We start from the raw sequence: 11942 nt of genomic DNA on the forward strand, positions 1-11942 counted from the left end.
ATTTTAGAATTTCAGGTAATATAAACGCCCCGCCATAATGCTTGCATAACGATATCAATGGACGATGAGCAAGCACATGGCAACGAACGATTCAGTCACTTCTTTCCCTAAACCAAAGCCCCGGTTAGTTTCTGACAACCCAGTCGCTGGTGTTACTCGTTTTGCAAAGCAATCGCTACAGCCTGGTGAAGTCGCCTTAGTAGGTGCAGGACCAGGCGATCCTGAACTTCTGACGGTGAAAGCACTGAACTGCTTGCAGCAAGCTGATGTGGTTTTGTACGACTACTTGGTGTCTGAAGAAATCATGGCATTGATTCCAAGCGATACGATTTTGGTGTGCGTTGGGAAGCGAGCTGGGCATCACAGTGTGCCGCAGGAGAAGACGAATCAGCTTTTGGTGGATTTTGCCAAGCAGGGCTACAAAGTAGTGCGCATTAAAGGTGGGGATCCGTTTGTATTCGGTCGTGGTGGTGAAGAGTTAGAAGTGCTTGCTGATGCCGGCGTTCGTTTTCAAGTTGTCCCTGGCATTACCGCAGCAGCTGGCGCAACCGCTTATGCTGGTATTCCACTGACTCATCGTGATTATGCGCAATCGGCCATCTTTGTGACTGGCCACTTGAAAGAAGAAAGTGATGAGATGGATTGGTCCACGTTGGCGCGTGGGAATCAGACTTTAGTGATCTACATGGGGCTGATGAAATCACACTATATTCAGAATCAACTCATTAAGCATGGTCGTTCAGCGTCGACTCCGATTGCCATTATTGAGCGTGGCACGCAGATTCAACAAAAAGTATTTACGGGAGAACTCTCCCAACTCTCTGATTTATCGAAGGAAGCACAGTCGCCATCTTTGATTGTTGTCGGAGAGGTAGTGCGACTGTCTCAAAAGTTAGACTGGTTTTTGTCTAGTACTGAATTCAACAAAAGTGCTATTGCCAACTCCATATAATTTCAGACCAAAGATTAGAGACGTAATGCGCCTTCAAGCTTAAAAAGGAAATACAAAACATGGACCAACAACGTTTAACTCACCTTAAACAACTCGAAGCGGAGAGTATCCACATCATCCGTGAAGTTGCGGCTGAGTTTGATAACCCAGTCATGATGTATTCGATTGGTAAAGACTCATCAGTGATGCTGCACCTTGCGCGTAAAGCTTTTTACCCAGGTAAGATTCCATTTCCATTGCTGCATGTTGACACCGATTGGAAGTTCCGCGAGATGATTGAATTTCGTGATCGCACCGCGGCCAAATACGGTTTTGAGCTTTTGGTACATAAGAATCCAGAAGGTCTAGCCATGGGCTGTAGCCCGTTTGTTCATGGTTCTTCTAAGCACACTGACATCATGAAGACTCAAGGCTTAAAACAAGCGCTGAACAAGTACGGTTTTGATGCTGCCTTTGGTGGTGCGCGCCGCGACGAAGAGAAATCACGGGCGAAAGAGCGCGTGTATTCATTCCGCGATAAGAACCATACATGGGACCCTAAAAACCAACGTCCTGAGCTATGGAAGACGTACAACGGTCAGGTTAATAAGGGTGAGAGCATTCGTGTATTCCCACTGTCTAACTGGACTGAGCTTGATATCTGGCAATACATCTATTTAGAAAACATCGAGATCGTGCCGCTTTACCTCGCGGACAAACGCCCAGTTGTTGAACGCGATGGCATGCTGATCATGGTGGATGATGATCGTATGGAGCTTCAACCGGGTGAAGTGATTGAAGAGAAGAGCGTGCGCTTCCGTACCCTTGGTTGTTATCCATTGACCGGGGCCATCGAGTCTGAAGCAAACACTTTAACTGGCATTATCGAAGAGATGCTGGTGGCAACGTCGAGTGAGCGCCAAGGCCGAGCGATCGACCACGATCAGTCAGGATCGATGGAGCTTAAGAAACGTCAAGGTTACTTCTAAAGGATCTAAGGAAAGATAATGAACAGTGCAGTTGAAGCTCAATTAGCCGAGCTTGGTATCGAAGGCTATTTAACACAACACCAGTACAAGTCGTTACTTAGATTCTTGACTTGTGGCTCGGTGGATGACGGTAAAAGTACATTAATCGGTCGCTTACTCCATGACTCAAAACAAATTTATGAAGATCAGCTAGCGGCAGTGCATTCAGACAGCCAACGTGTGGGTACCACGGGTGAAAAGCCCGACCTTGCGTTGTTGGTCGATGGCTTACAAGCTGAGCGAGAGCAGGGGATCACGATTGATGTGGCTTACCGCTATTTCTCGACGCAGAAACGTAAATTCATCATTGCAGATACTCCTGGACACGAGCAGTACACACGTAACATGGCTACAGGCGCATCGACATGTGACTTAGCTGTGATTCTGGTTGATGCACGTAAGGGCATTCTCGATCAAACTCGTCGTCACTCTTTCATTTCCAACCTGTTGGGTTTGAAGCACTTTGTTGTGGCGATCAACAAGATGGACTTAGTGGATTACTCCCAAGAGCGCTTTGAAGAGATCCGCGACGAGTATTTGAAGTTCTCTGAGAATCTGACAGGGGATATTGATATTCAAATCATCCCGATCTCAGCGCTTGAAGGGGACAATGTGGTGGATAAAGGCCAAAACCTGACTTGGTTTAAAGGCCCATCATTGCTTGAGCTTCTTGAAACGGTCGATGTGGATCAAGAAAAAGGCGCGGGTGAATTCCGCTTCCCTGTGCAATACGTTAATCGTCCTAACCTCGATTTCCGTGGTTTTGCGGGGACCATTTCTTCTGGTTCGATCAAAGTCGGTGATGCCATTAAAGCATTGCCATCGGGTAAAACGTCAACAGTGGCACGTATTGTGACCTTTGATGGTGATATCGAAGAAGCTCGTGCCGGATTAGCTGTCACTCTGACGCTAAGCGATGAGATCGATATTAGCCGTGGCGATTTGATTGTTCTAGATAATGCTCAAGTGGAAACCACAAACCATTTGCTTGCCGATGTGGTGTGGATGACAGAGCAACCCCTGCAACCGGGTCGTGACTATGACATCAAAATCGCAGGTAAGAAAACCGTAGGTCATGTTGAAGCGATTCGTCATCAATATGACATTAATAATCTCTCGACTCATAGCTCGGCAGAGCTGCCATTGAATGGTATTGGTTTGTGTGAATGGTCTCTTAATGAGTCAGTTGCGCTGGACAATTATCAAGACTGTGCAGATACCGGTGGCTTTATCATTATCGATCGTCTGACAAACGTGACGGTTGGTGCCGGCATGGTTAAAGAGAGCCTCGCCGTGGTTGAGCGCGATTTGACGGACATCTCTGCGTTTGAAGTTGAGCTTAATGCGCTTGTCCGTAAACACTTCCCACACTGGGAAGCAAAAGACGTCAGCCAGTTTCTGAAAAAGTAACTGGCTTACCCAAGTACGATAATTTCAGGCTCTGTCTGCTGTTGTACTTGGGGCGTCGCTACCTAACTGAATTGCGAAATGTCGTTAGGTATTCTCCTAATACCAGAATGCTTCGGTGGAGCCCAAGAAAACCGAGCATTCTGATGTTCTTTTCGCTTGCGCTGATTTTTGTCTGTTTACTCGTTTGTCGGTGTTTCATGGATAAATGAGTCGTTGTTGTGCCCTTTGGGGCTATTTGGTAAGGAAAGGCTATGTGGGAACAAGGGTTTGTGTTAGCGATTTTGCTTGGCATTATCACTTGCTTGCTTGTCACGAAAATTAAGCCTAGTTACGTCTTTGCGGGTGCCGCTTTTATTGCATTCATGGCTGGGATGATGGATTCAGCCACTATCGCATCCAATTTTACCAACTCTTCATTGTTAACCCTGGTTCTATTGATTCTTGCATCCTGTGCTCTAGAAAAAACACTGCTGATCAGTTGGGTGAGCCGAAGTATCTCTGAGGGCCAGTTAGGCAGCGTGATTGCTAAGCTCGGTGTGTCGACCGCCTTGCTTTCTTCATTTACGAATAATACCGCTGTGGTTGTCTCATTGATTGGGGCGATTAAGCGTAATCAGCAGCATGCACCTTCGAAATTACTTATTCCCTTGTCTTACGCCGCCATTTTTGGTGGCACGTTAACTTTGATTGGTACGTCGACTAACTTAATCATCAACAGCTTTGTCGAAGACGCAGGCTTACCGAGCCTGAGCTTTTTTACACCCACGATGATAGGTTTGGCTGTGCTGGTGGGAGGGATGCTGATTCTTATCCCGCTCAGCTACTTGCTACCGAATTATGATGATCAAAACCAAGAAGATTTACCTTACTTTCTTGAGTCTCGCGTTGAGCCAGGCTCACCGTTAGTTGGGCGTACGATCAGCGAGAATAATTTACGTGCGCTGCGCAAACTGTTTCTTGCAGAAGTGGTGCGCGATGGTGTTACTGTTTCTTCTGTGGGACCGGATTTTGTGCTCAATGCAAAAGACCGCCTGTTATTTTGTGGCGATGTTGAGAGCGTCGCGACCCTGCAAGAAATTCCGGGCCTCAAGTTGTTTGGTCAGCAGCACTTAAATGGGCAAAACTTTATCGAAGTTGTGGTGAGCTCGTCGGCGACGTTTTGCTACAAAACCCTCAAAGAGAGCCGATTCCGCGACCGATTCGATGCCGTTGTTGTGGCGATTCGCCGAGGCCACGAACGCCTAGAAGGTGGCTTGGGTAGCATTACCTTAGCGCCAGGGGACACGTTAGTTCTGGTTCCAGGCAAGCGTTTTGAGTCTGAACGCCGAGCTCATCGTAAAGAGTTTGTTTTAGTGCATGACTTGGACTCTAGCGCTCGGCTTGATACTAATAAGTCTTCCATTGTATTACTGGGCTTTGCAGCCGTAATTGGATGCGCTCTATTAGAGTTAGTACCGATTATTAAAGGTCTAGCTGCGTACCTTATCGCGCTTATTGCGTTTGGTATTGTGCAGATTTCAGAACTGCGCCGCCGTTTTCCGATCGATATCGTCGTGATTGTCGGTTCCGCTTTGTCTATTGCTCAACTGATGATCTCTTCTGGATTGTCAGAAAGAATGGGAGTGATGTTTATTGAAGCGTTTAATGGCTGGGGAGTATTTGGTGCCTTGGTGGCGACTTATATCATGACATTGGTACTCACTGAATTGGTGACAAACAATGCCGCGGCTGCGCTTTCTTTTCCTATCGGCTATAGCATGGCGGTGGGTTATGGCGTGGATCCGATGCCATTCATCATGGCGGTTTTGTTCGGCGCGAGTGCGAGCTTTATCTCTCCCTACGGTTACCAAACTAACCTGCTGGTGTACAGCGTAGGAAATTACAAATTGACCGACTACGTGAGAATTGGAGTGCCAATTTCGATTGTGTACTCTGTATTAGTACTTACTTTGATCCCGGTCTTTTTCCCGTTTTAATTCCGATATTTACAAGGATACGTTATGACTGCCGAAACGACGGTAAAAGATGAAAACATTGTTTGGCACCAGCATTCGGTTGATAAACAGTTTCGTGCTGAATTAAAGAAGCAAAAACCTGCCGTATTGTGGTTCACTGGTTTATCTGGAGCGGGTAAATCAACCGTAGCGGGGGCGTTGGAAAATCGCCTTGCAGCATTGGGTTACCACACCTATTTATTGGATGGTGACAATGTACGGCATGGTTTGTGTAGCGATTTAGGTTTTTCTGAACAGGACCGTCGCGAGAACATTCGTCGCATTGGTGAACTGGCGAAGTTGATGGCAGATGCGGGTTTAATTGTTCTGTCGGCGTTTATTTCACCGCATCGTGCAGAGCGGAAGTTAGTACGCGATTTATTGCCAGAAGGCGAGTTTATCGAAGTGTATGTCAATGCATCTCTAGAGGTTTGCGAAGGTCGAGATCCTAAGGGTTTATACCGTAAAGCCCGTGCGGGAGAGATTCCTAATTTCACTGGTATTGATTCGGAATATCAAGCGCCAGAGAACCCTGAAATCGATTTGCCCGCGGGAGAAAAGAGTGTCGATGAGCTGGTGGATTTGTGCTTAATCGATCTTAAACAACGCGGTGTGATCCGATAAAAAAGCATTTAGATCATAGGTGACCTAAAGCTCTTTGAGCAGCTGGAGAAGTATTTGGCTCATAGGTAGTCAAATGCTTCTCAAGCTGGCTAGACGGTATGATGAACCGTACTTTTAGCTTCACTATGGACACTAAATCTATGATTTAACAGTGCAAGCATTTGGTCGTAGTATTCGGCATGTGGTTTGTTACCGAGCAAGGTACAGAGCTCATTACCTGTGGGTGTGAATCGGTAATATAAAAGGCGGACACCTTTGCTGTTTACGTTCAGTGATAAGTTTTTACCTTGGTAGGTGAGGACCAACGGTGTCTCGATACTAATTTCGCCAGATTCAAGTTCGGCACTGTGCAGCAGCCCTAATTCAATTAAGAGCAACAAGCTTGAATACGGCAGTTGAAAACTTCCCATATTTAGGCTGTTAGCGACGTCTCGCTTGCCGAAGCTAAATATGCCTCCTTGCGCTTTGTAACCAATCAGCAGTTTTCTGCTGTGATCCCCTCCAAAACTGCACGCTAAAGAGGCGGCTCTTTGCAGAGTTTGTGCTTCCTTTGGTGACATATCCTTGAGGGTTTTCAACGCTTTCATGGACGTTGAACCCGGATTGGTCACTTCACGCTTCATCACTTGAGCCCATAGCTTTTGCATCGCGCTGTTATGGATGTCTTGAGCCATCTCAAAAAATCGATGCAACCAATCTTGGTCTGGCTCTCCCGCTGTCTCATCTCGGCATGAACTGTGCGCTAATTTTAAAATCTGTTCTAAGTTTTTTTGTCGCTGTTCTTGGCGTCTTTGCTCTCGCAATTGGGCTCTTTCAAACGCAGATTTGGCTGGCGGGCCGGTTTGCAGTAAGGCGTCAAGACCGTGTATTTGGGCAATGGTTTTTACCTTACTAGCACTGTCTTTTATGTAGCCTTGTTTCTTTTCTTGTTGCGTATTTTTTTTTGTGTCTGACTGATGTTCGATGACAACAGGTTGCTTTGTCGGATCTGCCATTCGTTTTCCTACCAAGAACTGCGCGGTTCGCACGTTTAAATTTACACCTTATCTGACCAAGCGACCAGACAGAAGTTCTCAGTTTTTGAACGAATAGGGCTATTCAAAATGATAATGAGTTGTTAAAATTGTTATCGTTATTTTGGAGGGGCTATGAAGTTCTCAGAAGCAGGTAAACTCAAAAAGCACCTGTCGATAGCGTTTCTTTTGGTTATTTATGTGGGCGTGTTAGCGTATTTATCTCGTTATATCGTGTAGCACAAAGCTAAAAAAGGCGCCAGTGTGACGCCTTAGGTGTAGCGAGGCTTATCGACGACTTAAATTACATATCGTCGTAGGCTTCTATTTCTGATCCCTCAATAACGTAAGCCGTTTCTGCCAGTTCGTGGTTTATCGTCTCGGTTTTCAACGTTCCAACCACATATATAACATCCCACAACTCTTGAACAGGCGCGCCTTTCGGAAACTTCACGTAAATGATCTGGTTTGGAGGCGGTGGTGGCACGTGAATACAAGCTCCAAAGTATGGCACTAATAAAAACTCGGTGACGGTATTGGCATCACCTTCAAGTGGGATAACAAACCCTGGAATTTTAACTTGGCTTCCGTTCAGTTCTGGTCGAACATTACCAATCTTGGACTGCTGCGCTGCGCCACCACTGTGATCAGATGCAGGCATGCCTATACTGTCGAACAATTTACGCTCTTTTTCTGGAACAAGGTCAATCCAGTCAAGCTTTAATGGTTCTTCGCTGGCCATAACAGGCGCTGTGAATGCGACGACCAGCAAGCAACTTGCGAGTATTTTTTTCCACATTTTATTAAATCCTTATTGTCATTCCGTCACTCAGTGACTGTCGGTAGGCGCGGAGTGCGGGAATGAAACCAATCACAATACCAGCGCATTGTACGAAACCTAATAGCATCCACTCATAAGTAGATAAGATGCTTAAGGTGAGATGTATTCCATAGTGCTGTTGGATGATCGGCTGCGCGATAGCAAGAATGGCATACAGCCCAGTAACGCCAGTAATAATACCAGCAGCAGTAAGCAAGCTAGCTTCACTAATTAAGAGTGAGAAAACATGACGAGGCCTTGCTCCCATGGCACGCAAAATCGCCATTTCACGGCGGCGTTCCTGTAGGCTAGTTAATAGACTGCTTAACATACCTAACAACCCTGCAATCACGACAAAACCAGATACTGCCATTAGGGCTTGCTCTGCAACCGACATCATTCCCCATAACTCATGCAACGCAACGCCGGGCATAATGGCGCTGAGCGGCTCTTTGGGGTAGGTGTTAATTTGTCTTTGCAGGGCGAAAGTTTGAATACGAGATTTCAAACCAACGAGCATAGCGGTAATTTGTTTGGGCTGAAAGTCTCTGTTTTTGAGATCTTGTGCCTTGGGTGTCGGGCCCAAACGCGCACCACTTTCCCATCCGACGTGAATGGCTTCGATGGCTTCCAATGATACATGGACAGTTTTGTCGACTGGTGTTCCTGTAGGTGCAAGGATACCGACAACTTTAAATGGCAGATTGTCATGACGGCTAAAGCCAACGTCGCTAATGCCGTGGGCAATGATGATTTCGCTACCGATATCATAACCAAGTTGTTTAGCGACATCAGAACCTAGCACGGTTTCAAATAAACCATGGAATTCTCTACCCTTGCTAAATGTTAGTGGTTGCTTACTTCCAAACTTGTAATGCTCAAAGTAACTGTGATTGGTTCCCATAACTCGGAAGCCTTTATGCGAGTCGCCAAGCGAGATTGGAATAGCCCAATCGACTGAACGATGATTGGCAAACTCTTGGTAGCTTTTCCAATCGATGTTGTTGGTCGCATTACCAATACGAAACACAGAATAGAGCAATAGGTTCACTTGCCCAGAGCGTCCACCAATAATGAGGTCAGTGCCTGAAATTGTATTAGCGAAGCTATCCTTGGCTTGAGTTCGGATACGCTCGACGCCCAAGAGGAGTACCACTGAAATCGCAACGGTCATGATGGTTAGAATTGCCGTCGCTTTGCGGTTCATCAAGCTTTTCCAGGCGAGCTTTACAACAGCACTCATGATATGGCTCCTAGGCTAGATACTTGATTAATGTCGGGTAGATTGAGCGTGCGATCGAATAAGGGTTCGAGTGTTGGGTCGTGGCTAACGAATACCAGTGTGGCATTGGCTTGATTCGCTTGCTCCATAAGGAGCTCAATAAATGCTTTGCGATTGTCATAGTCTAAAGCTGAGGTTGGTTCGTCAGCGATCACTAACTCTGGATGTCCTATCAGAGCTCGAGCCGCAGCCACACGTTGTTGTTGACCAATACTCAATTCAGAGACAGGGCGTGTATGAAGCTCGTTTGGCAGGTGCAGTCGTTCTAGTAGGGCCTGAGCCTGTTCATTTAACGTTTGAGATGAGGCACCTAAATGGGCACGGTCACGTCGTATTTTACTGAACTGACATGGCAATAATACGTTTTCAAGTACGTTAAGGTACGGCAATAAATTGAACTGTTGAAAGATGTAGCCAATATGATTGGCGCGAAAGCGGTCTCTCTGACTGGCACTTAAACTAGCAAGGTCAGTATCGAGTACAGATAGAGAGCCTGAAGTTAATGTGTTAATCCCCGTCAACAAAGCGAGCAAGGTCGATTTACCGCAGCCACTTGGACCTTTGATAAACACATGCTCGCCTTGTGTAATGTGTAATTTAGGGATGTGGATGGTTGCGTTGATTGAACCGGGCCAGAAAAATTGGGCATCCTCTAGCTCGACAACATTTGGTGTGGTTTCAGTCATATTAAATCACCAAAGCTTTGGCGTGTAAGTAGGTACTTACACGCCACTCGTGTTATTTGATTACGATTTGGGTGTTATCTTTGCTTAATTTAATTGCTGATTGCATGGTATCAGTGAATATATTGACGCTGATGGACTCTGTAGTTGGGAATTGGTTAAACCAATCGGTTTGGATTTGGCTAAGCTGATTAACTTGTTCGCAATTGAAGCGATATTGCACCGAAAATTCACCGTGACCGCCATGATCGTGCGCCTCATCATGATCGTCATGGTGGTCATGTTTATCATGATGTTCATTATGATCATGGTGTTCGTGTCCTTCATGATCGTGATGTGCATGGTCATCATGGTCGTGCTCACTATGATCATGTTCCTCATGAGTTTCGCTTAGGTTGTGGCTCACGTAAGCTTCTTCAATATTACAATCAGCTTGTGGGTTAATAGCGAACAATGCGTTGCTGTCTTCGAGTGTAGCGACGGCTTGTTTAAGCGCTTGCTCTTGTTGTGCGTTTTCTGGAGCATGTTCGAAACCCACAACATCAGCTCCAGGAGCTGTGATCTCTACTAACAGATCTTTGCCATCTTGGGCGATATTAAACTCGACGTGACCATGCACATGAGCACCATGCTGGCGGTATTCGTTTGCATTCGCTGCTGTCGATAAAGTGAGGCCAATAGCAAGGGCTAAAACGTGTTTTGATGACATTGTATTTTTCCTAATTTTACTGGCATTAACCAAAGGCGGTATTGCTCAGATTCGAGTTTCACTAAGTTATTGTTCCCTGACACACTAGGTGCGGGAATGAACTCAATAATTTTGAGTGTGGAATAGTTTGGAAATTAAGCAAAATAAGGAGGGGCACGAGCAGCGCCAAGAACTTCTTCGCCGTACACGAGATGCAAAAAAACATGATGATGCTGGGCGCGCGTAAAAGTCGGTGTAGAGAGGGTAGGTTGTACCTTTGCTATACCGTGCTGAACACCAGAAAATAATTGGCAATGATGATGGGTATGATGGTCGGGCGTCAGATCGACTTGATGAAGTACAACCGCAAAGTTCCAAGCGATCAGCAACGCAACACTGAAAAATAAAGCAGTGCGATACCAATATCTTAGTGTTTTTTGCTGGTGGTGGTACATCTGAGCTCCTCTTACCGACTGTTATAATATAACACCCATAATGAATAAAAGTTCACTCTTTTGTTGGCTAGCAGAAAAATTTAACTCCACACATACGTGCCGAAAAATATTGGTAATACTCTCTGATGGAAGTGTCGCACTTATAAAGAGCAGAGTTATCACTGCCCATGCTTCTAATCAAATTCATATAGCTCCTTACAGCAAGAGCAAGGAGCCATTCAATGAAGCTAGATGTTCTGTTTAATAAGCTCAATGACTTTTGTTATCTCATCTTGCTCAAGTGCGCCCTCTTTGACGAACAGAATTTTGCCCGTTTTGTCTTGAACAATAATGGCCGAGCTTTCTTCTTTCAGGTCCCAAGTATTAGCAACTACGCCACTTTCATCAAGAACCATGGATGACCAAGGAAACTCTTTTTTGCTGTCTTGAGCTGAAGACTTCACGAAAGAGCCTGTCCCCCAAATTGCATCATCTTGGTTGATGATAGTCGTCGTCTGGTAGCTTTCTTGTGGAAAATTTGCCGCTGTTATTGCCGACATTAAAGGGGCATTCATCTCTTTTGAACTGCTACGGCCTGCGATGGCTTGAATAACACGAACTTTGCCTTGCATATGTTGAGTTGCCCAGGGTTGGTATGCAACGCCTTCGCCTTGTAAAACAATCTCGCCGTAAGCGGCAACATTGACAGGAGGAACGCTTTTTCCTACTGACAAGTTGTGTGCAAAGGTCAAGCTTGGCGTTAAGGCCAGTAGTAGAGGTAGGAGAGTCTTAGTTTTCATATTGTTATATTCCGTACGAGGTTTGGAAGCTTCCAGTATATATCCAGATCTTAGAAATTTGTAGGACCGTTTATAACATTTATTTAACGTATGGAGTGGTGTAATCTTGCGTTATATTTAGAATTTGCTAAAATGAGTTCCGTCGCAAATTGCGCATTAAGATTGCAGAGGAAAAATAAGCAATCCGTGTTTTCTCAAAGGAATTGAGGTGAGTTATGCTACGTGAGTTTGCTGT

Annotated in this window: 12 protein-coding genes; 5 read left to right on the forward strand and 7 right to left on the reverse strand. The window is 45.6% G+C overall.

The genetic code is table 11. From position 1 onward, the window contains the following. Positions 1 to 76: 76 nt before the first annotated feature. The 5 genes from cobA to cysC all read left to right on the forward strand — a co-directional run bounded on the left by cobA (position 77) and on the right by cysC (position 5987). Positions 77 to 952 carry a uroporphyrinogen-III C-methyltransferase gene (cobA, locus tag IQR33_RS29770; protein ID WP_031780800.1) on the forward strand — a complete coding sequence of 292 codons (876 nt, stop codon included), beginning with the start codon at positions 77 to 79 and terminating at the stop codon, positions 950 to 952. 59 nt (positions 953 to 1011) lie between these two features. After that, the gene (gene cysD / locus IQR33_RS29775) at positions 1012 to 1920 is read left to right on the forward strand and encodes a sulfate adenylyltransferase subunit CysD (RefSeq protein ID WP_005379592.1); all 909 of its coding nucleotides are present in this window, start codon (positions 1012 to 1014) and stop codon (positions 1918 to 1920) included. 18 nt (positions 1921 to 1938) lie between these two features. Continuing rightward, a complete protein-coding gene (gene cysN, locus IQR33_RS29780; protein ID WP_017633444.1) occupies positions 1939 to 3369 on the forward strand; it encodes a sulfate adenylyltransferase subunit CysN in 1431 nt (476 codons plus the stop codon). A 251-nt stretch (positions 3370 to 3620) separates the two neighbouring features. Continuing rightward, on the forward strand, positions 3621 to 5345 hold the full coding sequence (locus IQR33_RS29785) for an SLC13 family permease (RefSeq protein ID WP_005379596.1): 1725 nt from the start codon (positions 3621 to 3623) through the stop codon (positions 5343 to 5345). Between the two features lie 24 nt (positions 5346 to 5369). Continuing rightward, complete coding sequence (gene cysC, locus IQR33_RS29790) at positions 5370 to 5987, forward strand: adenylyl-sulfate kinase (protein WP_005379598.1); 618 nt, start codon at positions 5370 to 5372, stop codon at positions 5985 to 5987. A gap of 89 nt (positions 5988 to 6076) precedes the next feature. Here the strand turns inward: cysC and IQR33_RS29795 are convergent, their stop codons facing one another. The 7 genes from IQR33_RS29795 to IQR33_RS29825 form a co-directional block, all read right to left on the reverse strand. Continuing rightward, complete coding sequence (locus IQR33_RS29795; RefSeq protein WP_064368954.1) at positions 6077 to 6982, reverse strand: TIGR03899 family protein; 906 nt, start codon at positions 6980 to 6982, stop codon at positions 6077 to 6079. 322 nt (positions 6983 to 7304) lie between these two features. Next, the gene (locus tag IQR33_RS29800) at positions 7305 to 7799 is read right to left on the reverse strand and encodes a DUF3299 domain-containing protein (RefSeq protein ID WP_064353581.1); all 495 of its coding nucleotides are present in this window, start codon (positions 7797 to 7799) and stop codon (positions 7305 to 7307) included. Between the two features lie 4 nt (positions 7800 to 7803). After that, positions 7804 to 9063, reverse strand: coding sequence for an ABC transporter permease (locus IQR33_RS29805; protein ID WP_017820287.1), 1260 nt, complete (start codon positions 9061 to 9063; stop codon positions 7804 to 7806). Further along, the gene (locus IQR33_RS29810; RefSeq protein ID WP_017820286.1) at positions 9060 to 9788 is read right to left on the reverse strand and encodes an ABC transporter ATP-binding protein; all 729 of its coding nucleotides are present in this window, start codon (positions 9786 to 9788) and stop codon (positions 9060 to 9062) included. The genes IQR33_RS29805 and IQR33_RS29810 overlap by 4 nt, the downstream gene beginning before the upstream one ends. A gap of 52 nt (positions 9789 to 9840) precedes the next feature. Beyond that, on the reverse strand, positions 9841 to 10494 hold the full coding sequence (zrgA, locus tag IQR33_RS29815) for a zinc uptake protein ZrgA (protein ID WP_054574245.1): 654 nt from the start codon (positions 10492 to 10494) through the stop codon (positions 9841 to 9843). 134 nt (positions 10495 to 10628) lie between these two features. Next, entirely contained in the window at positions 10629 to 10928 is a 300-nt protein-coding gene (locus IQR33_RS29820; protein WP_005379608.1) for a DUF2607 family protein, read from the reverse strand. Positions 10929 to 11155: 227 nt separating this feature from the next. Next, positions 11156 to 11707: a YtfJ family protein gene (locus IQR33_RS29825; protein ID WP_054574246.1), complete on the reverse strand. Its 552-nt coding sequence runs from the start codon at positions 11705 to 11707 to the stop codon at positions 11156 to 11158. Positions 11708 to 11942: the final 235 nt, after the last annotated feature.

Origin of the sequence: Vibrio sp. OPT46, from assembly GCF_015163535.1 — a bacterium.
Taxonomy (GTDB): Bacteria; Pseudomonadota; Gammaproteobacteria; order Enterobacterales; family Vibrionaceae; genus Vibrio; species Vibrio alginolyticus.

What these genes read in the sequence shown, in the direction of transcription:
- zrgA (WP_054574245.1), bottom strand. Translation starts at nt 10,494, where the DNA reads ATGTCATCAAAACACGTTTTAGCCCTTGCTATTGGCCTCACTTTATCG.
- IQR33_RS29800 (WP_064353581.1), bottom strand. Translation starts at nt 7,799, where the DNA reads ATGTGGAAAAAAATACTCGCAAGTTGCTTGCTGGTCGTCGCATTCACA.
- cobA (WP_031780800.1), top strand. Translation starts at nt 77, where the DNA reads ATGGCAACGAACGATTCAGTCACTTCTTTCCCTAAACCAAAGCCCCGG.
- cysN (WP_017633444.1), top strand. Translation starts at nt 1,939, where the DNA reads ATGAACAGTGCAGTTGAAGCTCAATTAGCCGAGCTTGGTATCGAAGGC.
- cysD (WP_005379592.1), top strand. Translation starts at nt 1,012, where the DNA reads ATGGACCAACAACGTTTAACTCACCTTAAACAACTCGAAGCGGAGAGT.
- IQR33_RS29810 (WP_017820286.1), bottom strand. Translation starts at nt 9,788, where the DNA reads ATGACTGAAACCACACCAAATGTTGTCGAGCTAGAGGATGCCCAATTT.
- cysC (WP_005379598.1), top strand. Translation starts at nt 5,370, where the DNA reads ATGACTGCCGAAACGACGGTAAAAGATGAAAACATTGTTTGGCACCAG.
- IQR33_RS29825 (WP_054574246.1), bottom strand. Translation starts at nt 11,707, where the DNA reads ATGAAAACTAAGACTCTCCTACCTCTACTACTGGCCTTAACGCCAAGC.
- IQR33_RS29805 (WP_017820287.1), bottom strand. Translation starts at nt 9,063, where the DNA reads ATGAGTGCTGTTGTAAAGCTCGCCTGGAAAAGCTTGATGAACCGCAAA.
- IQR33_RS29820 (WP_005379608.1), bottom strand. Translation starts at nt 10,928, where the DNA reads ATGTACCACCACCAGCAAAAAACACTAAGATATTGGTATCGCACTGCT.
- IQR33_RS29785 (WP_005379596.1), top strand. Translation starts at nt 3,621, where the DNA reads ATGTGGGAACAAGGGTTTGTGTTAGCGATTTTGCTTGGCATTATCACT.
- IQR33_RS29795 (WP_064368954.1), bottom strand. Translation starts at nt 6,982, where the DNA reads ATGGCAGATCCGACAAAGCAACCTGTTGTCATCGAACATCAGTCAGAC.